22 protein-coding genes are annotated in these 25,935 nt (G+C 53.5%); 7 read left to right on the top strand and 15 right to left on the bottom strand.

Features of this window, described 5'->3' with window-relative positions; genetic code table 11:
- Nucleotides 1–110 precede the first annotated feature (110 nt).
- Together ARCH_RS01640 and ARCH_RS01635 are read left to right on the top strand one after the other, a co-directional pair.
- A complete protein-coding gene (locus ARCH_RS01640; protein ID WP_013169576.1) occupies nt 111–1,298 on the top strand; it encodes an exonuclease SbcCD subunit D in 1,188 nt (395 codons plus the stop codon).
- Complete coding sequence (locus ARCH_RS01635; protein WP_013169575.1) at nt 1,288–4,347, top strand: AAA family ATPase; 3,060 nt, start codon at nt 1,288–1,290, stop codon at nt 4,345–4,347. Before ARCH_RS01640 ends, ARCH_RS01635 begins: the two co-directional genes overlap by 11 nt.
- On the opposite strand, the gene ARCH_RS01630 is transcribed toward ARCH_RS01635, so the two are convergent.
- Genes ARCH_RS01630 through ARCH_RS01620 form a run of 3 tightly spaced genes read right to left on the bottom strand, consistent with a single transcriptional unit; the run spans nt 4,333 to nt 6,532 of the window.
- A complete protein-coding gene (locus ARCH_RS01630) occupies nt 4,333–4,782 on the bottom strand; it encodes a DUF6912 family protein (RefSeq protein WP_013169574.1) in 450 nt (149 codons plus the stop codon). The genes ARCH_RS01635 and ARCH_RS01630 overlap by 15 nt on opposite strands.
- A complete protein-coding gene (locus ARCH_RS01625) occupies nt 4,761–5,951 on the bottom strand; it encodes a MinD/ParA family ATP-binding protein (RefSeq protein WP_013169573.1) in 1,191 nt (396 codons plus the stop codon). The genes ARCH_RS01630 and ARCH_RS01625 overlap by 22 nt, the downstream gene beginning before the upstream one ends.
- Nucleotides 5,948–6,532: an SAF domain-containing protein gene (locus ARCH_RS01620; RefSeq protein ID WP_013169572.1), complete on the bottom strand. Its 585-nt coding sequence runs from the start codon at nt 6,530–6,532 to the stop codon at nt 5,948–5,950. Before ARCH_RS01620 ends, ARCH_RS01625 begins: the two co-directional genes overlap by 4 nt.
- Before the next feature lie 109 nt (nt 6,533–6,641).
- On the opposite strand from ARCH_RS01620, the gene ARCH_RS01615 reads away from it, so the two are divergent.
- Nucleotides 6,642–6,854, top strand: a complete 213-nt coding sequence (locus ARCH_RS01615) for a helix-turn-helix domain-containing protein (protein WP_013169571.1) — start codon at nt 6,642–6,644, stop codon at nt 6,852–6,854.
- A gap of 17 nt (nt 6,855–6,871) precedes the next feature.
- Here ARCH_RS01615 and ARCH_RS01610 read toward each other — a convergent pair whose 3' ends face one another.
- Nucleotides 6,872–7,420, bottom strand: coding sequence for a hypothetical protein (locus tag ARCH_RS01610; RefSeq protein WP_041640298.1), 549 nt, complete (start codon nt 7,418–7,420; stop codon nt 6,872–6,874).
- A gap of 520 nt (nt 7,421–7,940) precedes the next feature.
- Between ARCH_RS01610 and ARCH_RS10055 the strand changes: the two genes are divergently transcribed.
- The 4 genes from ARCH_RS10055 to ARCH_RS01590 all read left to right on the top strand — a co-directional run bounded on the left by ARCH_RS10055 (nt 7,941) and on the right by ARCH_RS01590 (nt 9,541).
- The gene (locus tag ARCH_RS10055; protein ID WP_049765792.1) at nt 7,941–8,147 is read left to right on the top strand and encodes a LysM peptidoglycan-binding domain-containing protein; all 207 of its coding nucleotides are present in this window, start codon (nt 7,941–7,943) and stop codon (nt 8,145–8,147) included.
- Nucleotides 8,144–8,719 (top strand): Rv3235 family protein, encoded by a 576-nt coding sequence (locus ARCH_RS09215; protein WP_049765791.1) that lies wholly within the window; start codon nt 8,144–8,146, stop codon nt 8,717–8,719. The genes ARCH_RS10055 and ARCH_RS09215 overlap by 4 nt, the downstream gene beginning before the upstream one ends.
- A 175-nt stretch (nt 8,720–8,894) precedes the next feature.
- On the top strand, nt 8,895–9,131 hold the full coding sequence (locus ARCH_RS01595) for a FitA-like ribbon-helix-helix domain-containing protein (RefSeq protein ID WP_013169567.1): 237 nt from the start codon (nt 8,895–8,897) through the stop codon (nt 9,129–9,131).
- Nucleotides 9,128–9,541: a type II toxin-antitoxin system VapC family toxin gene (locus ARCH_RS01590; RefSeq protein ID WP_013169566.1), complete on the top strand. Its 414-nt coding sequence runs from the start codon at nt 9,128–9,130 to the stop codon at nt 9,539–9,541. Before ARCH_RS01595 ends, ARCH_RS01590 begins: the two co-directional genes overlap by 4 nt.
- A gap of 94 nt (nt 9,542–9,635) precedes the next feature.
- Here ARCH_RS01590 and ARCH_RS01585 read toward each other — a convergent pair whose 3' ends face one another.
- The 11 genes from ARCH_RS01585 to ARCH_RS01535 all read right to left on the bottom strand — a co-directional run bounded on the left by ARCH_RS01585 (nt 9,636) and on the right by ARCH_RS01535 (nt 25,923).
- Nucleotides 9,636–10,892, bottom strand: coding sequence for a class I SAM-dependent RNA methyltransferase (locus ARCH_RS01585; RefSeq protein ID WP_013169565.1), 1,257 nt, complete (start codon nt 10,890–10,892; stop codon nt 9,636–9,638).
- A 115-nt stretch (nt 10,893–11,007) separates the two neighbouring features.
- On the bottom strand, nt 11,008–13,815 hold the full coding sequence (gene secA / locus ARCH_RS01580; RefSeq protein ID WP_013169564.1) for a preprotein translocase subunit SecA: 2,808 nt from the start codon (nt 13,813–13,815) through the stop codon (nt 11,008–11,010).
- A 104-nt stretch (nt 13,816–13,919) separates the two neighbouring features.
- A complete protein-coding gene (locus ARCH_RS01575; RefSeq protein ID WP_013169563.1) occupies nt 13,920–14,936 on the bottom strand; it encodes a polyprenyl synthetase family protein in 1,017 nt (338 codons plus the stop codon).
- Nucleotides 14,933–16,534 (bottom strand): NADH-quinone oxidoreductase subunit NuoN, encoded by a 1,602-nt coding sequence (gene nuoN, locus ARCH_RS01570; protein WP_013169562.1) that lies wholly within the window; start codon nt 16,532–16,534, stop codon nt 14,933–14,935. Before nuoN ends, ARCH_RS01575 begins: the two co-directional genes overlap by 4 nt.
- Nucleotides 16,531–18,063: an NADH-quinone oxidoreductase subunit M gene (locus ARCH_RS01565; protein ID WP_013169561.1), complete on the bottom strand. Its 1,533-nt coding sequence runs from the start codon at nt 18,061–18,063 to the stop codon at nt 16,531–16,533. The genes nuoN and ARCH_RS01565 overlap by 4 nt, the downstream gene beginning before the upstream one ends.
- A 19-nt stretch (nt 18,064–18,082) precedes the next feature.
- Nucleotides 18,083–19,954, bottom strand: coding sequence for an NADH-quinone oxidoreductase subunit L (gene nuoL / locus ARCH_RS01560; RefSeq protein WP_049765882.1), 1,872 nt, complete (start codon nt 19,952–19,954; stop codon nt 18,083–18,085).
- A gap of 73 nt (nt 19,955–20,027) precedes the next feature.
- Nucleotides 20,028–20,327 (bottom strand): NADH-quinone oxidoreductase subunit NuoK, encoded by a 300-nt coding sequence (nuoK, locus tag ARCH_RS01555; RefSeq protein WP_013169559.1) that lies wholly within the window; start codon nt 20,325–20,327, stop codon nt 20,028–20,030.
- Nucleotides 20,327–21,319 carry an NADH-quinone oxidoreductase subunit J gene (locus ARCH_RS01550; RefSeq protein WP_013169558.1) on the bottom strand — a complete coding sequence of 331 codons (993 nt, stop codon included), beginning with the start codon at nt 21,317–21,319 and terminating at the stop codon, nt 20,327–20,329. The genes nuoK and ARCH_RS01550 overlap by 1 nt, the downstream gene beginning before the upstream one ends.
- Nucleotides 21,319–22,002, bottom strand: coding sequence for an NADH-quinone oxidoreductase subunit NuoI (gene nuoI, locus ARCH_RS01545; protein WP_013169557.1), 684 nt, complete (start codon nt 22,000–22,002; stop codon nt 21,319–21,321). Before nuoI ends, ARCH_RS01550 begins: the two co-directional genes overlap by 1 nt.
- Entirely contained in the window at nt 21,995–23,275 is a 1,281-nt protein-coding gene (gene nuoH / locus ARCH_RS01540) for an NADH-quinone oxidoreductase subunit NuoH (protein WP_408607772.1), read from the bottom strand. Before nuoH ends, nuoI begins: the two co-directional genes overlap by 8 nt.
- A 50-nt stretch (nt 23,276–23,325) precedes the next feature.
- Nucleotides 23,326–25,923, bottom strand: a complete 2,598-nt coding sequence (locus tag ARCH_RS01535; protein ID WP_013169555.1) for an NADH-quinone oxidoreductase subunit G — start codon at nt 25,921–25,923, stop codon at nt 23,326–23,328.
- Nucleotides 25,924–25,935 lie beyond the last annotated feature (12 nt).

Genomic DNA, 25,935 nt, shown 5'->3' with positions numbered 1-25,935 from the left:
GATTGACGACGACGAACGGGGTGCGTTCTGTTTACGCCTTTCGTTTTATTCCAAAATCATATCGCAGGTGTACACCAAAGTATGTCGGAGGCTTCCGTTAGGCTACAGATATGAAGTTTTTACATACCTCCGATTGGCATTTTGGCCGCACGTTGCACGGCAGTGATCTTACTGCTGCTTTTGAGATGTGGGCTGATCATGTGGTGGATCTTGCGGTGTCACATGATCTGGATGCTGTTCTTGTGTCTGGGGATGTCTTTGATCGTGGCATTCCTCCGGTGGCAATGGTGAAGCTGTTGTCTACAACCTTGGAACGCCTTGCCGGGCACACGGCGGTTGTTCTTATTTCTGGTAATCATGATGCTCCAACGCGGCTTGGTTTTACTTCTGGATTGTTGCGTTCAGGTATTTCGATTGTGTCTGATCCTCGTGAATGTGGCATGCCTATTGAGATCATGCGTGATGGCGAACTGGTTGGGCGCGTATATGCGTTGCCGTATCTGGATCCGGATGTGGATCGGGTGCGGTTGGCGGAGGATCCTGATAAGCCGCTGGAACGTAGCCATGAAGCGGTGGTTGGGGCTGCTCTTGATCTAGTTCGGCGTGATATTACGGATCGGGGAACGCGGGTTCCGCACGTGATTATGGCTCATGAGTTTGTGGTGGGCGGAGAACCTTCAGATTCTGAACGCGATATCCACGTGGGTGGCGTGGATTCGGTACCTAGTGGGCTGTTTGATCTGCAGGGCGATTCTGGTTCGCTTATTGATTATGTGGCGTTGGGGCATTTACATCGGCCACAGAAAGTGTGTGATCGCCCGTTGATGCGATACGCGGGTTCTCCGATCGCGTTTTCTTTTTCAGAAGAACACCATCACAAGTCCTCGGTGTTGGTCACGATCGATGAACCTGGCGCTATTCCAGCGGTGGAGATTATTCCGGCACCGGTTTTCCGGCCACTTGTTACACTGGAAGGAACAATGGACGAACTCTTATCGTCTACATACGCCGCATATCACAATCATTTCGTTCGCATTATCGTCACGGATGTTGATCGGCCTGAACGAATGCTGGCGCGGTTGCGCGTGCAGTTCCCGCACACGTTGGAAGCTCGGCATAATGCTCCTTTTACACAGGTAGAAGCACATGAAACATCCATATCAAAAGTTAATCCAGTAGATATTCTTGCGGAATTTTTTGCCAGCAGCGGAGGGCGTGAACTAACGCCAGAAGAACACGATCTTATTACTAAAGAATGGGATTCATTCATGATGGAAAGGAAAGAAGATGCTCTTTAGGCGGTTAGAGATTGATAGTGTTGGCCCTTTCGCCGGGCACCATGTGATCGATCTTGATTCACTTACTGCAGGCGGCCTTTTCCTTCTTGAAGGCCCAACTGGTTCAGGAAAATCGTCGCTTATTGATGCGATCGTTTTCGCGCTCTACGGCGAAACTGCGGGGGCAGAATCTGATTACAGCCGTATTCGTTCAACATATGCAGATCCGGCCACTCCATCGCGTGTTGAACTCGTGTTCACGGTTGGTGCAGGAACATTTAAAGTCACTCGCACTCCGCGTTGGAACAAACCAAAACGTGGCGGCGGTACTACACCTGTATCTGAAAAGGCAACATTGATACGTCTCTCTGAAGCTGCTGTGGAACAAGAATTGTGGGATTCTGGCGAAGTCCTCGCAACCAAATCATCTGACGTTGGTATTGAACTCGGTTCCATCCTGCCACTTTCGCGGGCACAATTCGTTCAAACAGTGGTACTCCCCCAAGGCCAGTTCGCAGATTTTCTCCGTTTGAAATCAGAAGATCGTTCCCAATTGTTGGAAACGTTGTTTAACACCCGGCTCTATCGCGATTTCGCTACTCGGCTCCACCGGAAAATGAGCGATGCTTCCCAAGGTGTTGCGGAAAAACGAACCGCTATTACCCACGCAGTCTCCGGATGGCTCGGAAATTCCGCAGTATCTGAATTGAAAGATGAGTTCCTTGAACTCGATAGCCAGCTCACCGAACCGGACGATTCGCGCCTCGTAGATCGTGTGGAATCCTGCTTATCTGAACTCCATGAACGGCATGGTGTTCTTTCCCAACAGCTGGCTGAATCTGCTTCTGTTCTCCAGAAAGCTCAAGCTTGGAGCGAAGAACAACACGCTCTGGCAGATAACCTCAAGCGGCGTTCACAACTCTTGCTTCAAAAAACGGAATGTGAAGCCCAGGCGGAAGATATTGATGTTGTGCGCCAACGCGTTGCCCGCCATCACCAGGCAGTGATTCCGGCGGAACGGTACTCTGTTCTCCTCAATCTTGAAAAGCGGCTAAAGAAACGTGAAGAAGTTACCCGCAGTGCGTTCCGTGCCCTGCCAGAATCAAACTTCCCCACTCTTGGTGGATTAGATCCGGCCACCTGCGATATTACGCAAACGCTTACGGAACTCCATCAAGCAGAAGAACAACTTCGCGAATCGTTAACGTATTTACGTATGATGCGTGAACGCGAAGAAACTACTGTTATCCAGGAACACGAACTCCACAAGCGTCAGGAAGAACTGGCAGAATCGCTGAAGAAGCTTGAAACTATTCAGGAACGCCAAGATCGCATCCCTGAAGAGTTGGTAAAGCAGGAAGCACAACAAGCAACAGCAGAAAAGCACGCGCAACAACTCCCTGCGATTGATTCTGAGATCAGCACTCTCACCGAAAAACTCGCTCGTACAACAGAACATGATGCTCTACGTGAGCACATCCACCATGCAGAAATATCCCATGCTGAATTAGTTGAAGCGAATACTAATGCTCACGCTCATTTTGTTCTTATCAACTCGCGATGGATCGCCTCCCAAGCTGCCATTCTTTCTGCAGAACTAGAAGAGAACCAGCCGTGCCCCGTCTGCGGTTCTGCCGCACATCCTGCCCCTGCGCAACCAACCGATGAACACGCAAGCAAAAGCGATGTTGAGCAGGCCCAAGAAGAATTAAATCGCGTACGTGTGCAGCTCGAACAGTCCAGTTCAAACATCTCGGCTTTGCGTGCCCGCAGTGCAGCTCTTCTTGATCAGCTCGGAGAACTCACGCATGAATCAATCACCAGTTCTCTGAACGCACTCCAAGACCAGAAAGATGAAGCACAGGTGGCACAATCGTCGTTAGAAAAACTGCGTTCTACGATTTCTGCACTTCGTCATGAAAAAGAAGAAGCAGGATCGCGTTACGCGCGCCTAGAAGCCGAATGCCAGGGGCTTCGCGAACGTATCACAGAAGAAGAACACGCGATTGCAACTGCACGGGAAGAGGTTGCGAAGGCTCAAGGCGATGCGTCCTCGATTTCGGCACTCATCAGCGCTACGGAAGAAAACAGCGCCACGATTGCACGGTGTAGTGACGCATTGAAGGCATATGAGGCAGCTCAAGCGGACGTTATACAAGCTCAGGCTACTCTATCTGTTGCGTTGAAGGATGCCTCCCTGAACTTAGAAGAGGTCCAGGCCGCAACACTGAAACCGTCCGAAGCTGAATCATTAACGGCATCGATTCAGAACTTTGAATCTGCGTGGGCACGAATTCACGGCCAGTTAGAATCACCTGAGCTATCCGCACTCACTGGGGAAGAAACTGCCCACGTAGATGAAGCTGATACAGCAGCGAAGGTTGCACAAGAAACCCATTCGGATCTTGCCAGCCAAGAAGCAATCATGAAGGAAGGCATCAAGGTTGCTACCGCATCAGGAAAAATGATATCTACTGCAGTCACCGATTGGGCGCATGAACTTCAGAAAATCGGTCCACTTGTACGGCTCGATCAACTTGCCCAGGCAGGAAAAGCATCTCGCACGAATGTCAGCCTTCAAGTCTGGGTACTCATGCGGCGCTTTGATATGGTGATTGACCGCGCGAACGCCTACCTCTCCCGGTTCTCTCACGGGCGCTATGAACTTATCCGTTCTGAAGCGAGGGAAAATGAACGCCGAACAGGGCTTGGGCTGTCAATCATTGACTACGATGCTCGCGGAGAAGGCGAATCAGAGATCCGTTCCACTCGTAGTCTTTCAGGTGGCGAAACGTTCTACACCGCACTATCACTCGCCCTTGGCCTTACTGAAGTTGTGCAAGAAGAAAACGGCGGCATCCGCATTGATACTCTGATGATCGATGAAGGGTTCGGTACGCTCTCTAGCGAAATTTTGGATGATGTGATGAGCACTCTCAGTGAACTTGCTAAAGAAGGCCGCAAGGTAGGCATCATTTCACACGTTGATGAACTCAAATCGCGCGTACCTAACCAGGTACGAATCACCCCTAGCAAAGGGAAGGGATCAACGCTTTCAGTGATCAGTTAAACGGAGCCGTTCAGTGATGTCGAACCACAACAATTCAATATCGCCCGTTGCCATGAATGCATCCTCATCACCAGCAATCGCACGTTCCACAAGATCTTCTGATCCGGGAAGATCTATGTGGAACGATTCCACATTCTTCCACCGCACCTGCGAAAAGAGATCCATTTCGGTAGGAAGCTGAGCATCCACCGCCACAGCTACGGCCGTATCAGGCACTTCAGCTACCGCAACAACACGGCGGCGTTCCGTATCTGGATTCTGCCCAATCAAACGCAACGAATCATCGGCAGCAGCCAGCGTTGCCATGTATTCATACCCTTCGGCATCCTCATCAGGCACGGCGGCACACAGTGCAGGAGTAACCGCATGAACACGGCGAACATCGATCTGCTCAGCAGCAAGATCGCTCAGAATCAATGGGATATAGATGCGCATACACGCATTCTATCCTTAATCCACTCACATATTCGCCCAACATCCTTCGTGTACCCGCACTTTGGGCGAGCATACGGAACTGCTTGAGCATCAATCAACGCCTTATCCAGAATCGATCGCTCCTCCCGCACGCCAAAAACAGGAACATCTCCGATCCCCACTGTATCCAGCACGTCACGCGCCTGTGCCAACAGGCCAACACCCAAAGCAGACGAACGAACGCCAGTTAACACGATCGCATCACGGCCCGGTTCACGATCACGCAATTCGTCAAAATGCTCGATCAACCGCCTCAACCCACTTGGCGTCGCTGACGCAACATGAATTAACGCATCCGCCGAATCCATCGCAGATCGAGAAAGCGCCCAACGATCTACCCGTTCCGCCCGCTCATCCATTCCACCTGTCACATCAGCAAGAACAAGATCAGATCCCGAACTCAACAGTGGCCATAGCCGATCAGCAACCGGCCGCGATACCTCCCGCCATCGCTGCCCCGTGTTCATCCCCGTCACAAGCCGAACATTGCCAAAGGAACTCACTGGCCGGGTAACACACAATTCCAACTCAATCTTGCGCCCCTGATCGATCATGCGCGCCAAACCAATCAGATCCGAACTCTCATCCACATCAAAAACCTGCGCGAGCGATGGCGCCATCGAATCAGCATCAACCACAATAACGTCATGCTCTTTCGATAAAATCGCCGCAGAATCACGCACCAAGCACGATCTGCCATGCGAACCAAACGGACCCCAAAACGCAACAAACGCGCCCTTCGAAACGTCACGATCGGCGTCGTCATCCAAAAACGAAGGAACGTATTCGTGCGAACCCACGCTGGCGCGAATCCGGTTCGCAATGTCGGCCGCGTGCGGAGAGAAAACTTCAACAGAACCGAGGGAACGAACGTCGATGGAACGTGTGCTTCCCGTCCCAACCACAATCGCAACAGCCAAATACTGCCGCAAATCAGAAAGAAGCGTGACGTCCAAAAAATCGACGTCTTCAGCAATAATCGCAACAGACGCAATGCGGGCGCGAGCCGCGGCCAAAACTTCAGCCATATCAGCACAACGGCGAACTACCAAACTGGCATCCCCGGTGTGCGTCAATTCGGAAATCACGTCCGTATCCAAACGTGATGGCAAACACGTAATCGCACTCACGATCCGCTCCCGACCACAACGAAACCATCCCCACGCCCCAGCGCCTCCACAATATTTGCCACGCCGCCCGAATTCACACGGATATTCACGAACTTCTTTCCGTCCGCGATCACCTTGCGCTCCTCCACGCCCACGAAAATCGCATCGCGTGCAATGATCTCCGAATGCGCGTCTTTATCCCGCGGGACGCGCCAGACATTGATTGTGGTTCCGGGTTTGAGGGCCGACGACTGTGGCACCGCCACCGGAACCGCAATATCGATACCTACGTTCTTCTTTCCAACTGCATTTTCTGGCAGAAATTCGCCGGCAGAAAGAGAACGTTGAGTGATCGAACCTGGCGCGAAATCCAGGCCATGCACGTACGAATGTGCGATATCGCGCGGCATCTGGACCAGCGTGAAGTTGTTCTTATCTAGGGTATCGCCTGCTGCTACGTCAGTTGTCGCTTGCGGAACCAGAACGGAATCCGGTTCACTCATCAACAATGCGCCTGCCGTGCCACCGCCGATAACAAGAACCATGCCTAGAAGGAGGCGTGGATCTCGCGCTTTCCGTATTAACTTCGCAAATGAAACCATATCCCTATAGTGTCAAATTTCAGTTATTAGCGGCGAAAGTTATCCACAGGTTCGGAGTGTTTGGGGATAACAGTCGACGCGATAAATGCAGAAGTGGGAGACTATAGGTATGCAAAAATTTCTTACTATCGCAGACGTCGCAGAAAGTCTTTGTGTTTCAGCCGGCCAGGTACGCACCCTTATCAAGAACGGAGAGATTCCCGCCATTCAAGTAGGCGGCCGTGGGCAATGGCGGATTTCCGAAACTGCCCTTGACGATTACATCCAATCAGGGTACGAAAAAACGCGCCAGAAAATTAGCGCCGGAGAATTCGACGATTAATTAGCGTGACTTTCTCTTTAAGCCCCATCACTGACAGTCTGTACTTGCCATAGTGGCATGTAAAGATCAGTGGTGGGATTTCTTTTATTTATCCTGCAGCTATACCCATGTGCCCATTCACGCTGTTCAGAGGCTTCAAGCACAATATAATCCACTCCCACAGAGCACAACCGGCCACTCATTGGGTGAGATAGCCTGTTGATGATCACGTATTCGCCTATCAGCCTGCGCAACACTGAATTGAGCGTACGCGAATAACGCGATTTTTCTCCGATCGCCAAAGATAGGCCGGACACTCCCTTAACAGCCGACAACACAACGATGTCACTTCCCTGCATCCCCTTGAGAACGAACCAATCCTTACCTGATTCTTCGAGAGTTCCAGATAGTTGAGCTTTCTCTAGACTGACTGCTACGAATCGCCCCAGCGAACCGCGTAATCGTTCATGCAGATATACGCCAGCATGTTCGGCATCTGTTAAATCTTCGACTTCTTCGAGCATCGCCGCGCGTTCTTCGTTTTCTATCCGCGCACCGATGCTTTCAATTATGGTTCGCCAACTCATACCTATAAATATATGGCAATTATTTTTCCTCCCTAATAAGTTATCCACAATCCCCGTGCCGGGCTTACCCTCTTTCATATCATTAAAAATCACGTAACAATATCAAACGTCATTAAACATTACAAAAAGAGGTGATTGAGATGCTAAAAGGGGTGTTTCTCTTACTCTGTTCCATAGGAAGTGGAACAGAGATAGCATATTTGAGCCATTCCGAACGCCCCTTTACGCCCGATCAACTCTTAGGAATTAGCGGTTTATCACTATTGGCAGGATTATTCCTGTGGAATAGCTTATCGTATATTTTGCCGTTTTAAAGCGTCACCATCAACTTTTGCGTGTGATTGCGGCAGTTGGTTCACCTAAGGCTCGGCGGATTGCCATAGGAACTTTGCTATTACTTCCCACACCAGCGTATGCAGCGCCGCTTTCCGATAGCACACCCGTAGTCGTTACAAGCGAATTTGGTAGGCAAATCCAGCGAACTCCTGATTCTTTACGTGCACATATCACAAAGCCTCGCGTGCTTGACGAACAAACCTCTATTTTCACGATCCAACCAGGCGATTCATTGTGGAGTATCGCAGAAAAAATCGCACCTTACAGTTCGCCTACCGAAACCGCTTCTTTAGTTAAACGCATCGTGGCAGCAAACCCGCAGATTTCCGATCCTCAGCTTCTTTACCCAGGACAGCAGATCATTCTTCCACCCGTTGAAAGGACCCTATGATGACCAGCGTTTTATCCGAGGTTACTTCCGAACCTCGCGCTCTCCGTTTTGTCCCCGTTTCACAGGAAAATCGACCAGATTTTCAACGTGTCCCAACCGTTTCGGTGATGGAGCGCCGCGCCACCCCGCCAGTTACCTCGCCAGAACGTCCTTTTGATCGGATCGCGATACGTTTGAGTTGTACGGAAAGAGTTGATGACGAAGATGATCGGTTCTCCCTTGACCACCCTTTGCCTGACTCGGTTATTCCTGCACCGAAATTTGCCGCACGAGTCATTGGGCAGGCAATTGAGGTACTGCTGGGGCACCGGCCAGTTCGGCAACTTCAATCGTGGCTAGCTCCTGGTGTTTATCGTCATTTATGTTCACGGGCTGGGCTCAATGCTCGGATAGCAGGCGCTGCTCCACACACCACTCCTCCATTAATTCGACGTCTCCATGTGACTCACCCGCGGCGTAGAGTTGCTGAGGTTGGGATCGTTATCCATGACGGTTTTCGGATTCGTGCTGCCGCATTGCGGTTGGAAATCTTCCGCGAACGCTGGCAGGTGACGGCCTTGGAGATTGCATAACCCCGTTTCATAGGCAAATAAAAGCGGCTGACAGGCCGGAAGTATCGTATATGGCACTGTTGCCCTGCCTGGCGCTTTTATATGATTCCGTGAGGGGGAAGCCTGGGCAATAGGAGCATAGAAGCGTAAGATATCGAATATGTGATATCAATGATTGGAAGGGCGTGAGGAATTTATGGAGCAACTATTGATTCGTGATTTGCCAACAGGAACGAAGCAAGCACTGAAAAACCTTGCTGCTCATAAAGGAACCTCGATGGAAGCAGAAGCCCGTGCAATTCTCCGTTCTGCTTTGAACGCAAAGTCCCGAAGTATCTGTGAAGCACTGGCACAAAAAGAACCAGATCTTTCGGAAGATTTTATCTTTGATCCCGGACGCAACGGTGTAGGAATGCGAGAGATTGTGCTGTGAAGTATCTATTAGATACCAATGTTGTTTCTGCACTTCGCCGGCCAGATAAAAACCCGCAGGTTGCACAGTGGGCACACAACATTCCCCAAACTGATTGTTATATATCAAGCTTGACGGTTGCTGAAATAGGCAGAGGTATCCGTGCTATCGCGAAGCGCGATATACAACAGGCTCAGATTCTTTCACGGTGGTTTGAGCACGATTTATTGCCAACATTTGACGGGCGAATCTTGAGTTTTGATCTAGCGGCGTCTCTACGATTTAACACATTCGAGGTGCCAGAAAAAGCACCGATTGATGATGCCTATATTGCTGCTATAGCTGATGCTCATCATCTACTTTTAGTTTCCCGTAATGAAAAACATGTTAAACCGCTACACGTTCCAGTTCTCAATCCTTGGGAGTCTTAACTCATGCGGCTGACAGGCCGGGAGTATCGTATACGGCACTGTTGCCCTGCTTGGCGCCGATCTGGCTCCAGATTCTACGATACGACTCCGGATTCTACGATACGACGCACACTGTTTCAACAAAATGGGTGTTCGGGAAGATATCCACCGCGGCAAACGATTCTAAACGGCGGCCTGCGTGAAGTAAGGCGCTCACATCCCTAGCCATGGAGGCCGAATCGCAGGAAACTAGGGCGATTCGGCGCGCATCCGATTGCGCCAGCATCATAGCGGCATCAACGCCAAGTCCGGCACGTGGCGGATCAGCGATCACGATATCGGCACCGTCAGTGAGGGAACGGATGTTCTCTGCATCGATCGTTGCCGCTTGGGCGCTGGCCCATGGTACGCTACGGAGATTTTGTTGAGCGTATGAGGTGGCACGTTCATCGCCTTCAAAAGCCAACACGCGGCCGCCAGGACCTACGATATTTGCTCCCACCAGGGAAAACAATCCCGATCCTGAATACAGATCCACAAGAGTATCGCCTAGTTCCACACCAAGAGCATCAAACACGTGAGCAACAAGCGAACTGGGGGCGTATTCGTGGATCTGCCAAAAACTGTTTACATTGATCGTGTAGTCGTAAAGTTGCCCGCGATACGTCACGATTTCGTGGATATCAGATCCGATTCTGCGCCCTGGTTCACAGAACGCCACGCCGTCGATCACGGCAAGAGGCTCTCCCCCACTCGGCGCAACCAAACGCATCCGCTTCTTGAATGGAACGTGACCGTCCCATGCGGTACCAAACACGTCTAATTTTTCCATCGCCCGAACAGCCAACGGAATCCGCTCTAACGGAACCAGATCGTTGGTTCGCATCACGTGCATGCCAACGCCCGTATCCAGTTTCAGCACATCGATCCGAGTGCGGTAATGCCAGCCTTCACTCCCAGGAGCACCGTCAAGGGAACCGTCGCGGCCACCTTCTGCACTCTCAACCTCAAGCATCCCTGTAAACTGTGCCAGCATCGATTCGCCGCCGAACTGACGCAACTGCCCCTCGAGCATTCGCGAAATCATGTCATGCTGCCCGGCCAGAGTCATGTGCCCATAATCCGCCGCCCCGGTAGCCCCCACGGAACCAAGTGGCCAAGGGTGAGCAATGCGCGTAGGAGCAGCCTCCTGCACGTCCCGCACGATCGCGCGGCAACCATGCGCCTGCACCTTGGTGACTTCTGCGATTACTCGTTCGCCCAAGATTGCACCACGAACAAACACCGGCACGCCATCATGGTGAGCAACGCATTCGCCCCCATAAGCAACATCGGTGATCTCAAGGTCAACGTAAGAACCTACATTTAGCATGTGCGCCCCATTACTATCTCACGGCAGTCGTAACTGTGTGGGCCGGATCGGAAAGCCTTCCGATCCGGCCCACACGTTCACATACAGCCCGATCAAGGACCATATGCAAGACCAACTACTTGTTCTTCTTGGCAGCCCGGCGCTGTGCTCGATTCATTTGCTGGCCAGCCGAACCAGCCGTAGTCTGCTCATGTACTTCACGGCCTTGTTCGTTGGTGGCACGGGCTTCACCGGATCCATCCTTGGCAGATGATGTGTACGTCATCTTTGTAGAAGCCTGTGGCCGCTTGAGGCCCAAGATCTTCTCTGTTGCCGCCTTAGTGGTTTCGGACTTTGCCGCCGCAGCAGCAGCCGCACGTGACACGGCCTGGGCGCTCATCAACGATTCCTGACCAGCCATGACTTCAGCAGCCTCAGCAGCTTCCCGTGCGAGGCGTTCGGATGGCAGTTCAAAGCCCATCAAGAACGCAACGGTTTCACCGCGAATCTGATCGTTCATGGATTGGAACATCTGGTAGCCCTCTTGCTTGTATTCAACAAGTGGGTTGCGCTGAGCCATGGCGCGAAGGCCGATACCTTCCTTGAGGTAGTCCATTTCGTACAGGTGCTCACGCCAGTTGCGATCAAGAGTCTGCAGAAGAACCTGGCGTTCGATGTTGCGCATCTGTTCGGCACCCAGTTCTTCTTCACGTTCTTCGTACTGTGCGTGAATATCTTGGTTGAATTCATCGCGGAGCATTTCAGCACTGAGCAGCTTCTGATCGCCGTGTTCTTCGATGAATTCTTCCGGCGTGAAGCTTGGCTTGAAGTAGCGGCGCATATCCGCCCACAACATATCCAAATCCCAATCGTCAGAAGGCCCATCGGTGTTGGCCGAAACGATGTCATCAACAACGAAATCCATGAAGTTCTGGATCTGGTTCTCAACGTCATCCCCGCCCAAAATACGGCGGCGTTCGGTGTACACAACGGTACGCTGATCGTTCATCACGTCATCGTACTTGAGCACGTTCTTACGTTGTTCGGCGTTGCGGCCATCAAGCTGAGCCTGTGCCTTCTGGATTGCCGAGTTCATCATCTTGAAATCAAGCGGTTCTTCCTGTGCGCTGTTGCGCAACGTGTTCACAATCGTAGAACCGAAGAGCCGCAACAGATCGTCATCAAGAGACAGGTAGAAGCGGGATTCGCCCGGATCGCCCTGGCGCCCCGCACGGCCGCGGAGCTGGTTATCGATACGGCGGGATTCGTGGCGTTCAGAACCGAGCACGTAGAGGCCACCGAGTTCGGTCACTTCATCGTGTTCAGCAGACACCTGATCCTTGGCAGCCTGTAAGATTTCTGGCCAGCGCTCTTCGTATTCTTCAGAGTTTTCTTCCGGATCAAGGCCAAGCTTGGACATCATTTCCACCGCGATATGTTCAGCGTTACCGCCAAGCATAATATCGGTACCACGGCCTGCCATGTTGGTTGCCACGGTAACGGCGTGCTTGCGGCCTGCCATAGCAACAACGGATGCTTCACGTTCGTGCTGCTTTGCGTTGAGCACTTCGTGTGGGATGCGTGCCTTCTTCAGAAGCATGGAGAGAAGTTCGGAGTTTTCCACGGATGCGGTACCAACTAGCACTGGCTGCCCCTCGGCGAAGCGCTCCTTGATATCTTCCACGATCGCCGCGAACTTGAGTTCGGCGGTGGCATACACGATGTCACGCTGATCGATACGAGCAACCGGACGGTTGGTTGGGATTGGGACGACGCCGATATCGTACGTGGATGCGAATTCTTCCGCTTCGGTTTCTGCCGTGCCTGTCATGCCCGAGAGCTTGTTGTACATACGGAAGTAGTTCTGCAAGGTGATGGAGGCCAAGGTCTGGTTTTCTGCCTTGATTTCCACGCCTTCTTTAGCTTCGATCGCCTGGTGCATGCCGTCGTTGTAGCGGCGGCCTGGCAAAACACGGCCGGTGTGTTCATCAACGATCATGACTTCGCCATCGCGCACGATGTAATCCTTATCGCGATGGAACAGTTCCTTAGCCTTGATGGCGTTGTTCAGGTATCCGATCAGCGGGGTGTTTACGGATTCGTACAGGTTATCGATGCCGAGCAGATCTTCAACCTTGTCAATTCCTGGTTCTAAAATACCGGCGTTGCGCTTCTTTTCGTCTACTTCGTAATCTTCATCGCGGCGCATCTTCCCCACTGCGTCAGCGAAGGCAACGTACCAGCGGTTGGCATCGCCGTCGGCTTGACCCGAAATAATCAGTGGGGTGCGGGCTTCGTCGATAAGAATGGAATCGACTTCATCGACGATCGCGAAGTTATGGCCACGCTGAACCATCTCAGATTCGTTCATTGCCATGTTGTCACGCAAGTAATCGAATCCGAACTGGTTGTTTGTACCGTAGGTGATATCGGCGGCGTACTGTTGGCGACGTTCATCGGGAGTCTGGCCTTCGAGGATACACCCGGTTGTCATGCCTAAGAAGCGGAACACGCGGCCCATCAATTCTGACTGGTAGGACGCCAGATAATCGTTGACGGTAACCACGTGGACGCCATCGCCTGAGAGCGCGTTTAGATAGGCAGCAAGGGTGGCAACAAGGGTCTTGCCTTCACCGGTTTTCATTTCTGCGATGTTGCCAAGGTGCAAGGCGGCGCCACCCATGAGCTGAACATCGTAGTGGCGTTGGCCGAGGGTACGTACTGATGCTTCACGTACGGCGGCGAACGCATCTGGCATCAGTTCATCGAGGGTTTCGCCTTGCGCTAGACGTTCGCGGAATTCGGCAGTGATTCCCTTGAGTTCGTCATCAGACATCTCCTTGTAAACATCCTCAAGCAGGTTCACTTGTTTGGTGATTGCTGTGAGCTTCTTGAGGATACGGCCTTCTCCTGCGCGAAGAAGTTTGTTCAGAAGATTACGCACGTTGCGGCTCCTTGGTTCGGGGCGCTCTTATGAAGCGCTTACACTGCGTTCCAGTTTACCTCCTCTTCGTGCTTTGCAAGGAATAGGAACGTGTGTAATTCGCTTTAAGCGAGGCGATCGACCATTGCGCGCGCGAACGTCTCTAACGCGTTTCGAACTGGGCCTTGTGGAATAGCGGAAAGATGCGTGAGGGCATCGTTTACCCACTGGTGGGCTAGGGTTCGGGTTTCATCGACGACGGAGTGGTTGCGTAGCAGTTCAACAACCGTATCGAGGTTGTTGCCTTCCGTGAGGTCTGTGTGATCGAGGAAGGTGAGGATACGCTGGCCGGTTTCATCGAGTGTGCCTTCTGCTGCGTGTTTGCGCAGGAGGAGGGTCGGCATGGTGGGAACGCCTTCGAGCAGATCGGTGCCTGGGGTTTTCCCTGTGACTTCTGGATCGGAGACTAGATCGATGACGTCATCTGCGATCTGGAATGCGACGCCGACTTTGTCCCCGAACTGGGCGATTTCTTCGGCTAGGGCTGGATCTCCGCCGGAGTAGAGCACGCCGTAGCGGCCGGAGGCGGCGATGAGGGATCCGGTCTTATCTGCCAGCACTTGGATGTGGTGCTGGATTGGATCTTCGCCTTCACGCGGGCCGATCGTTTCGTGGAGTTGGCCCATGCAGAGGCGTTCGAATGTTTCTGCGTGAAGAAGCACGGCTTCTGGGCCGAGTTTGGCAACGATGCCGGATGCGCGCGCGAAGAGCACGTCCCCTGCTAGGATCGCGGACGAATTGCCGTACACGTACTGGGCAGATGGCACGCCACGGCGAAGTGGGGCTTCGTCCATGACGTCATCATGGTACAGGGTTGCCAGGTGTGTAAGTTCAACAACAACTGCTGAATCGAGCACATCAGGGCTGGCTGGCCGTGGGCCAAGCTGAGCCGTTAATAGGCACAATGCTGGCCGAAGCCGCTTCCCACCGGCCTTCGCCAGGTGGGAAGTGGCTTCGTCCACAACAAGATCATCAACCTGCACAGCTAGGCGTAGCTGTGCTTCTACCTCCCCCATTCGGGAGGTTAATTCCTCTACGAGGTTGGCTGATTGCTGATCAAAAAGATTCGATATTAGACTCACTGGAATGTACCCGCAATGAACTCGAGGATCGGACTTGGGAAGATACCAAGCACGATAGTACCAGCCAGTGCAACACTGATGGCAACTACACTCAAGCCTTCGGAGGTGGCAATCTCAATAGTGTCTTCTTCTGCTTCTGTAAAGAACATGAGTTGGATTAGGCGGAAGTAGAAGAATGCGGTGGCTACGGAGGCGATGATGGCAATCACAACGAGCACAACATCACCTGCAGCGATACCGGTTGCGAACGCTTCGAACTTTCCAATAAAGCCGGCCGTCAATGGGATTCCTGCAAAGGAGAGTAGGAAGATCACCATGGCGGAGGCGAGGAATGGACTGCGCTTGCCTAGGCCTGCCCAGTTAGACAGCGAGGTGGCTTCGCCAAGAATATTGCCTTCTGAATCCTTGCTGCGGATCAGGGTGACAACGCCGAACGCGCCTACGGTTGCCAGGCCGTAAGCCAGGAGGTAGAACACGATCGAGTTGAGCGCCGCGAGTTGGATTCCTTGCACATGTGCCAAGGTTGCTTTCACGGCGATCAGGATGAAGCCTGCGTGAGCAATGGACGAGTAGGCCAGCAGACGCTTAATATCCGTCTGCACCAAACCCATCACAGTACCGATCACAACAGTTGCGATAATGATGATCCACATGAAGATCCGGAACGTATCTGGCACAGCCATAACGATCCAGACGAACACGCGCACCATCGCAATAAACGCGGCGGTCTTTGTTCCGGCTGCCATGAAGGCGGTGATTGGAGTTGGGGCGCCTTGGTAGACGTCCGGAGTCCAGGAATGGAACGGCGCAGCGCCCACTTTGAACAGCAGACCAACAACCAGCAAGATTACACCGATCGCAAGGAAGAGCGCGATGATCTGCTGTTTTTGGGCCAGTACGGCAACGCCGTAGAAGCTCAAGGTTCCGGTTGCGCCGTAGATGAACGCCGCACCCATGAGGAAGATTGCCGACGAGAAGGCTCCCAGCAGGAAGTACTTCAGTGCCGCTTCTTGTGAAAGTAGACGACGCCGGCGTGCAGTTGCGCTCAACACGTACAGTGGCAGGGACAAGAGTTCGAGTGCGATGAACAACGAGAGCAGATCGAAAGCTGACACGAATGCCATCATGCCACCTGTGGCAAAGAGTGCCAGCGGGAAGATTTCGGTTTGTTCACGGCCTGCTTCTGTCGATTCCTGTTCGGCTGCTGAACCTGGGCGTGTAGCGGCAGATGCAGCGAACGAACCGTCACGCAACGATGTGCGATCGGCGATCAGCATGAAAGACAGGAATGCACAAACAACAATCACAGTCTGGCCCAAGATAGAGAAACCATCTTCAACCAGGGAGACACCCGAAAACGCTGCTCCTTTAGAGAAAGAGAGTGGGCGAAGCATACCTGGGGTTTTTGCGCCTGCAAGATCACTCCAGCGCCAGATGATGGCAACGAATGCAGATCCTAAAGCAAGAAGAGACAGGGCAATCTGAACTGCCCGGCGAATATTTCGCGGCAGGAATGCTTCAAGCAGAGTACCAACAACGCCAGCTCCCAGCACGATGGCGAGTGGGATTATTGCGAGCCAATTAATTGTGAGATTCACTTGGTGCTCCCTTCAGTTGAAGCTGAACCATTATCATTCATGGCCACCGGAATAATCGTGGCGTTATCTGCCACTGGGGTCACGATATCGAGTACCGGAGCCGGATAGAAGCCAAGCGCCAGCATGAACGCAATAAGGCCTGCCACAACAGTCTTTTCACGCATTCCTAAATCCTTGACCTCAACATCTGGCTTCGGACCAGTGAATGTTCGCTGGTATGGCAACAAAATGTAAATCGATGCCAACACAACACCAATCGCAGCCACCATAGCAACAGCAGGCCACAACGTGAACGTCCCCATCAATACGAGGTATTCAGGAATGAAGCCGGAAAGGCCAGGCAACGCAATCGTTGCCAAACCAGCAACTAAGAACGTGCCTGCGATCAGTGGCGTTACACGCTGCCAGCCGCCGTACGACGAAATCAGGTAGGACTTTCCACGGCGCTCCAAGAAGCCAACAATCAAGAACAGCGCTGCCGTTCCGATACCGTGTGCCACCATATACAAGATCGCACCAGACATAGCCAGCTTAGAGCCTGAGAACACGCCCATCACAATGAACCCGAAGTGAGACACGGACGTGTAGGCAACCAGGCGCAACAAGTTATCCGATGAGATCGCCATAATGGCACCCCACAGAATCGAAATAACGGCAAGCACCAGCACGATTGGAGCAATAGCAGTAGCTGTGCGTGGGAAGAGCGGCAAACAAATCGCGATCATACCGAACGTACCCAGCTTATCTAGAATGCCAACAAGCAAGGTAGATGTACCTGTTGATGCACTTACTGCCGTATCTGGAAGCCACGTGTGAACTGGCCACATTGGCGCCTTAATCGCGAACGCGATGAAGAAGGACAAGAAGATCCACAATTCAGCCGTATCGCTCAAGTGCAACGCTCCGCGCAACGAATCGAGCAAGAATGCCCCTTCACCGCCCTGGCCGTACGCATAAATTGCGATCACGCCAGCAAGCATGATCAACCCACCTGCCAGCGAGAAGAGCAAGAACTTCATCGCTGCACGAGCGCGTCCCACTCCCCCGTAGCGGCCAATCATGAAATACACCGGAACGATCATCGCTTCAAAGAGAACATAGAACAAGAAGACATCACGGGCGGCAAAAAGACCGATCATGATTGCTTCAAGAACAAGAACCCATGCGAAATAACCGGCGTCGTCGGCTGAACCAAAATCGTCCCACTCCGCCACAATAACGAACGGAACCAACACGGTAGCCAACCCAATCATCACGGCACCCATGCCGTTAATACCCCAGGTGAACGACGCACCAATCTGAGGAATCCACGGATATGATTCGTGAAGTTGGGTAGCGCCAGCCTGCGCCACGTCGAAACTGGTGACCATCGCGGCCACAAACCCAACAAAAACAAGGACTGATACGGCTAATGCGAAGTGACGTGCGAAAGCTCGCAACGGAGCCACAAGCCACAACAACAAGCCGGCAAAAAATGGAATCGCAACGAGGATCGTGAGCCACGGAGCGGTTGCTTCAATGATGTTCATGTGAATAAATCTCCTTGTCTCACAACGCAGCCTGGGCCACTAAGGCCAGCGCCAAAACAACGCCAACCATAATCCAACTTGCGTAAGAGCGAACATAACCTGTTTGGAGCTTGCCGATCACCGAACCGGAAGCCACCGTGGCCTTACCAAGGCCTTCGAAAGCGCCATCAACAATGGTGTGGTCTGCAACGTCGGTGCCGGCCATCACCGCAATGCCTGGCTTCATAAACACGTTTTCGTTAAACGCATCCTGGTACAAATCTGCACGAGCCGCACGAATCAGTACGTTGCCTTCCGGAGCGAGCTTTGGAATATCGGACGCAACGTAGAGCTTCCACGCCACGCCAACACCTGCGGCTACCACAACAAGCGTAAGAACCGTGATTGCCCAAATCGGCAATACTGGGTGCGGATGTTCACCGTGTCCGATTGCTGGCTCCAGCCAAGTCAGGAACCCGGTGTAGTTCAAGACCGCGCCAAGTCCAAGCGAACCGAGCGCCAAAATAGCCATCGGAATCCACATGAACGGCGACGGATCGTGTGGGTGCTTTTCGCTGTGGTCCCACCGTTCCTTGCCCAAGAAGATCGCGAAGAATACGCGGGACATGTAGAACGCGGTCAAACCAGCAACAAGAACAGTGATCGTCCCGAAAATCCATGGCTGAACGCCGTGGCCCGAGAACGCCACCTCAATAATCTTGTCCTTTGAGAAGTAACCGGAAAGGAACGGGAATCCGATGATGGCCAAGTAGCCGGTGAGGAAGGTGGCGAACGTGATCTTCATGTGGCGGCTCAATCCGCCAAAACCGCGAATGTTCACGTCGTCATTCATCGCGTGCATAACCGCACCCGCTCCAAGGAACATGTTTGCCTTAAAGAAGCCGTGCGTGACCAGGTGGAAGATTGCAAACGCTGCACCGATCGGGCCCATCGTTGCTGCCAGCATCATGTAGCCGATCTGGGACATGGTGGAGGCCGCCAAGACCTTCTTCATGTCATCCTTCGCGGCACCCACAATCGCACCGAAGATCAGCGTGATCAGGCCGATGATGGACACTACGAGGGCAGCTGTTGGGGCCACCGCGTAGATCGCGCCGGAGCGAACCATCAGGTAAACACCGGCAGTCACCATCGTTGCGGCGTGGATCAGCGCGGACACTGGGGTTGGGCCGGCCATTGCATCGCCCAACCAGGCTTGCAACGGGAACTGTGCCGATTTACCACAGGCGGCAACCAGGAGGAAGAGGCCGATGAATGTTGCGGTGGCGGTGGAAAGTTCTGGAGCGGCCGCGGCCACGTCCGTGAACTTCACCGAACCGACGTTAGCTACCATCGCCATCATGGCGATGAGCATGCCAAGATCACCCACGCGGTTCATCACAAACGCCTTCTTACCTGCGGTGGCGTATGCCGGAACGTGGTTCCAGAAGGAGATGAGGAGGTAAGACGCGAGGCCCACGCCTTCCCAACCGAAGAACAACACGAGGTAAGAATTGCCGAGCACCAACAGGAGCATCGACGCAATAAAGAGGTTGAGGTAGGCGAAGAACCGGCGGCGATCCGTATCGTGTTCCATGTATGAAATGGAGTAGATGTGGATGAGTGTACCTACGAAGGTTACGAGCAGAACGAACGTGAGCGACAGTGGATCCGCGCGGGTTCCGAAGTCTACCGTAAGGGCGTCTGCTGGCACCCACGTGTAGAGGGTGGTTTCCACAACGCGCTGGGTTGCGTCCATTCCCAACAGTTGGAGCGTGGCAAGGAGGCCGACGACGAACGAGCCGGCCGATGCCAGCGTGCCTAACCAGTGACCCCATGAATCGGCTTTACGGCCGGCGATCAAAAGGAGGCCACATGAGATAAGTGGGATTGCTACAGCAAGCCAGATCATGCTTGCTGCTCCGGTTGCCTGCTGGGCCTGCGCTAGTGCAGTTAAAGTAAACAAGAGCTTCACCTGCTTTCGATCAGTGCTTCATGAGGTTGGCACCGTCGAGCGATGCAGACCTGCGGGTTCGGAAAATGGACACGATGATGGCCAAGCCAACAACAACTTCTGCTGCGGCAACAACCATGACGAAGAACGCGAACTGTTGTCCTTCAAGGTTTCCGTGCATCCGCGAGAACGTAATGAACGCGAGGTTGCATGCGGACAACATGAGTTCGATTCCGAGCAGGGCGATAACGCCGTTTCGGCGGGTCAATACTGTTGCTGCTCCGATAGCAAAGAGAACTGCTGCGAGCGCAATATAGAACATGAGGGTCATTAGTTATCCTCCGACTTTTCAGTATTTTCTACCGTGATCTCGGTTTCGCGTTTCAGGGTTTCTGCATCTGGAATCGCATCTGGCGTGACGTCAGCAGATTCTGACTTTCCAAGGCGCTTCAACGCTGCATCGTGATCTGGGGCAGATTCGCCTGGCATGCCTGGAACGTGTGCACGGCTGGTGACACCGTATGTTGCTGGGCCATGGATACCTTCCGTCATTACGCGCTTTACTGTTGCTGGCGATACTTCGGTAAGCGAACGCACCTGGTGACGAATGTGGAGCACGTGGCTGGTGGATTCTTCTAGTGGCTGGCCGCCAACGGTGAGCGCTGGGTTAGCCGACGAATTCGATTCGGCGTAAACGCCCGGCGGCGGCTTCTGGCCAACGTGAACGCCCGCCTGGGTGAACTCTTGCATACGCTTGTGCGCCAGTTCTTCCTGGGTGATACGTTCCTTGACGCGATCACGGTGAGTCAGAGTCATTGCACCGAGTGCAGCAACAATGAGCAGTGTTCCCGTCAGTTGCAAGGTCAGAACGGAGCTGGAGAAAATCAGCGTGGCCACGCCAACCGGGTTGGTTACTGCGTTGGCTTGTTCTAGGCCGATACCTGCTGGAGCGTGGGCGCCGAAGGCCACGCCGATCAGGATCAAGGCAATGCCAACGCCGCCGAGGATGGCGACTGGGCGCTGAACCTTGAGCGTTTCATGGCCAGAATCGGCCGAATCAACGCCGATCAGCATGAGCACGAACAGGAACATCATGAGGATTGCGCCGGTGTACACCACAACTTGCACAACGCCCATGAACGGCGCTTCGAGTGCAGTGTAGAGAACCGCGAACCCTACCATCACGCCAATCACACTGAGCGTGGTAAGAACTGCCTTGCGGGTGATCAGCAAACCGAAGATGGCCAGAGCGACCATGCCCACGGCAGTAACAGAGAAGAGAATGGTTTCGCCCATTCCAATTGTGAGTGTTTCGGTGTGCATCAGATCTGACCTTCTTTCTGAGGCGCCGATGAAACACTCGCGGTGCGGATCGTTGGATCCTCTGGGCGGGCGTTCTTTACCCATTCAACCTGATCGTGAGTTGGGCCGGTGATCTCACCTTTATAATAGTTGGCATCGGTTGTGCCTTCTGCCATCGGGTGAGGTGTTGAGAGCATTCCCTCTGCCAGTGGCACCAAAATATCTTGCTTTTCGTAAATCAATGATTCACGGCTTTGATCGGCAACTTCATATTCGGTGGACATGGTGAGCGCGCGCGTTGGGCACGCCTGGATACAATACGAACAGAAGATGCACCGCAAATAGTTGATCTGATAGACCCGGCCGTAACGTTCCCCTGGCGAATACTGTTCGCCAGGCTTGTTGGAGGCCGCTTCAACGTAGATCGCATCTGCTGGGCACGCCCATGCACACAGTTCACAGCCGATACACTTTTCGAGGCCGTCCGCGTACCGGTTCAACCGGTGCATTCCGTGGTAGCGCGGGCGCGGCGGTGTTTTTTGTTCTGGCTTGTGCGGCAGGTACTGTTCGGTAACTGCCGGCCGGAACAGGGTAGAAAATGTGACACCGAAACCGGCAACTGGTGCCAGGGCCCGCCCTAAAATGCCCTTTTTGTTCGGGCTGTAAAGAGATTCATCTGGCTGAGCGAATTCCTTGTCAGTCATTCTTAGCCTCCTCAAGTGTGGTTGATGCGGACTGGGCGATTCGGCGTGCAGCACGTGGCGATGGTGGAAGGTGCTGCCCTGGAAGTGGCGGAACCGGGTATCCATCTTCGAAACCGTCAAATTCTTGGCTTTCACGTTCTGCGATGAGTTGTGCTTGTGGCACGGTTTCGTCGTCTCTCACTAATGCCCAAATGAGCATGATTGCAGCGAAACCAGTGGACAGGATGATCGTTGGCCAGCGATCGTCGAACTCTGGAGTAACCATCTTGTAACCGTGAATAACCAGAACGATTGCGAGCCAGATAAGTGCCGATGGGATCAGGCCTTTCCAACCGAGTTTCATGAACTGGTCATAGCGGAAACGGAGCAAGGTGGCGCGAACCCAAATGAAGATCGCAATGAAGATCCAGACCTTCACAATGAACACGAGCATCGGGAACCAGCCCACGTTCGGATCGAATCCGATCAGTCCGCCCAGGTATGTGAGGATTGGGCCGGAGCGCCAGCCGCCGAAGAACAAGGTCACGGCAAGCATCGATACGTTGAACATGTTCACGTATTCGCCCAGGTAGTACCATGCGAACTTCATTGACGAGTATTCGGTGTGCGGGCCTGCCACGATTTCGCCTTCTGCTTCTGGAAGATCGAAAGGCAAACGGTTGGTTTCGCCGAACATGGTAACGAGGAATACCAGGAACGCTGGGAGCAACGTGACAACATTCCACAGGTCTTGCTGTGCCTGGACGATTCCGGAGGTGGACATCGTGGCGGCAGCCAAGAAGATGGTGACGAGGCTCAGGCCTTGCGCGAGTTCGTACGAAATCATCTGGGTTGCGGATCGCACGGAACCGTAGAGCGGGAGCGTGGACTTTGCAGACCAGCCACCGAACACCATTCCGTATTCTCCCAGTGCCGCAACCGCGAGCACGAAGAGCATCGCAACCGGAGAATCGGTGAGTTGCAGCGGGGTGTGGATTCCGAAGATGGACACTTCCGGCCCCATAGGGATCACTGCCATCGCTGAGAAGGCGCAGATTGCGGTGATCACTGGAGCTACCAGGTACACCACCTTTTCGGCGCCGGCCAGCCAGAAATCTTCTTTCAGCAGCAGTTTCAGGGCGTCTGGGAACGATTGTCCCAGGCCGAATGGGCCAACAGTGTTTGGTCCAACGCGGTTCTGGAAACGCGCGATCAGGCGGCGTTCAAACCAGAGTGCGAAAATCACTGAGAAGATCAAGAACACGACTATGAACAGCGCTTTGATAACAGACATCCACCACGTATCGTGGGAGAAATCTGCAGCAACTTGCGTGAAGATGGGGTTCACTTCGTTACCTCCGTTGCTTCGATCCGAACGATATCGCCCGCGGCACTTCCTAGGGAAGAGATACGGCATTCGGCAGAGTTTTGTGGCACCCAGACAACCGCGTCAGGCATTGGGACGACGACGGTGTCCAGCGTAAGTTTCCCAGCCGGGCCAACGATTGTGACCTGATCCGTGATTCCTGCGTTGGATGCGGTGGTGGCTGACATGAGAGCGACTGCGCGGCGCGCTGTTCGAGCCAAGTGTGGTTCGTGTGATTGCAGCGCACCAGAATCCAGCATGAGCTTCCACGACGCCAAGACTGCTTGGCCAGGCGCAACCATAGGGGCTGGTTTTGGCGATACGGTTGGTTCTTCTCCACGTTCACCATCCCAGTGGCGCATGGTTGCCCATTCGTTCACGGCGTCTGCCAATGTGGATAGTCCCAGATCTACGCTGAATTCGGCGGCAAGTTCGTGGAGCACCTTGCGGTCTGGAACATTGGTGGATACCAGCGTTTGACCGAATGGACGCAAGCGGCCTTCCCAGTTGACGAAAGTTCCGCCCTTTTCGGCCGGCGGTGCAACTGGGAACAGAACATCAGCGTATTCTGTGTTGTCTGTTGCGCGAACGTCAAGTTGAACCACGAACACCTTATCTAGTGCCTTGCGAGCATCACCTGGAAGATCACTGAGTTCAACACCGCCCAAAATAACGGCACCAAGTTCACCAGCAGCGGCAGCAGAAAGGATTTCTTCCGTTGCTAAACCGCGCTTTTCTGGTAGGTTAGCCACGCCCCAGGCCGATGCAAGGTCAACGCGTGCTGCCGCGTCAGAAACTTGACGTCCGCCAGGAAGCAGATGTGGAACTGCGCCGGCATCGAGTGCGCCTCGATCGCCCGCCCTGCGCGGGATCCAGGCAAGCTTGGCGCCGGTGCGCTTCGCTAGGCGGATAACAGCAGAAAGAGCACCAGCAGAATCGGCTGTGCGTTCACCCACGAGGATCACGGTGTCAGATACGGCCAAATCACGGAACGTATCAGCGAATTCGTCTGACGCATGTTCGTTGATCGCATCCAGGACTTCTGCTTCCGTGCCTGGAGTGGTTGGAAGGAAGCGGGCCATCATCTTGGATGTACCGCGAGTCTGGTAAGCCGAAAGAACGGTCACGTGAGCGTTCTTCTTCTCCAACGCCGCCTTACGCAACCGCAAGAACACAGAACCGATTTCTTCTTCGGCTTCCAAGCCCACAATCAACACGTGGTTGGCATGCTCGATATCCGCATACGTCACATCAAGTTCCGTACCGGCGATTCGCGATGCCAAGAACGCATCTTCTTCAGCGGAATGGCGGCGAGTGCGGAAATCGATGTTGTTCGTGCCCAAAACCAGGCGAGCAAACTTAGAGTAGGCGTACGCATCTTCTAGGGTCAACCGGCCGCCCGTAATCAGGCCAACGCCTTTCTTCTGCGCAGCCTTCAAGCCGTCTGCGGCGGCTTGAAGCGCTTCGGCCCACGATACTGGTTCAGATGGATCCACGCCCTTCAGCCGTGGATAGACCAGCCGATCAGCACCATTCTGCCACCGGAACGCGAACCGATCCTTATCAGTGATCCAATCTTCATTCACGTCCATGTCCTCAAGCGCCAAACGGCGAACCACCGTACCACGGCGGTAATCAACGCGAAGAGCAGAACCAGAAGCATCATGTTCGGTCACAGATGGAACCGACACCAAATCGAACGGACGAGCACGGAAACGGTACGACACCGAGGTGAGCGCACCCACCGGACAAATCTGAATCACGTTGCCAGAGAAGTAAGACGAGAATGGAGCACCAGTAGCATCCATCTCCCCCGCTTCCACAGGGCCAGCCGCATAACCAACAGCCAAACCAGATTCACCGGCAGGCCCTGAATACGAATTCAATGCAGCCACGGACGATCCGTTCGCGGACGAATCGAAATCAAGCACTCCGGCGTCGAAATTACCAATCTGCGAACCGTGCAAACCGTGAACTTCCATGCCAGCCGAACCACCGGAACGGCCCTGCAACTGGATAAACGGATCGCCCGCGATCTGCTGAGAAAAACGTGTACAACGCTGGCACAAAATACAACGATCGCGATCCAACAAAATGTTTGCTGAAATCGAAATCGGCTTCGGATACGTACGCTTAATATCCACGAAACGGGACTTGGTGCGGCCATCCGTCATCGCCTGGTTCTGCAATGGGCATTCGCCACCCTTATCGCACACCGGGCAATCCATCGGGTGGTTAATCAGCAAAAACTCCATCACGCCATGCTGAGCCTTCTTCGCCACCTCGGACGTTTCCGCCGAAAAAACTTCCATACCTGGAGAAACCGCAACCGCACACGCCGGCTGAGGCTTCGGCATCTTCGCAACAGTGCCGTCACGCCCAGGCGCGGCCACCTCAACCAAACACTGACGGCACGCAGCCGCAGGCTTCAACAACGGGTGATCGCAAAAACGCGGAATATGAACGCCAACCTTTTCGGCTGCACGGATAATCAACGTGCCCTTTGGAACAGACACCTCACGGCCGTCAACTGTGAGTGTCACTAACTCTTCTGGTGCTGGTACTTGGGTTGTCATCACACACCTACT

Origin of the sequence: Arcanobacterium haemolyticum DSM 20595, from assembly GCF_000092365.1 — a bacterium.
Taxonomy (GTDB): domain Bacteria; phylum Actinomycetota; class Actinomycetes; order Actinomycetales; family Actinomycetaceae; genus Arcanobacterium; species Arcanobacterium haemolyticum.
Note: the sequence above shows the minus strand (reverse complement) of the source record. Positions and strands in the feature narration are given on the sequence as shown.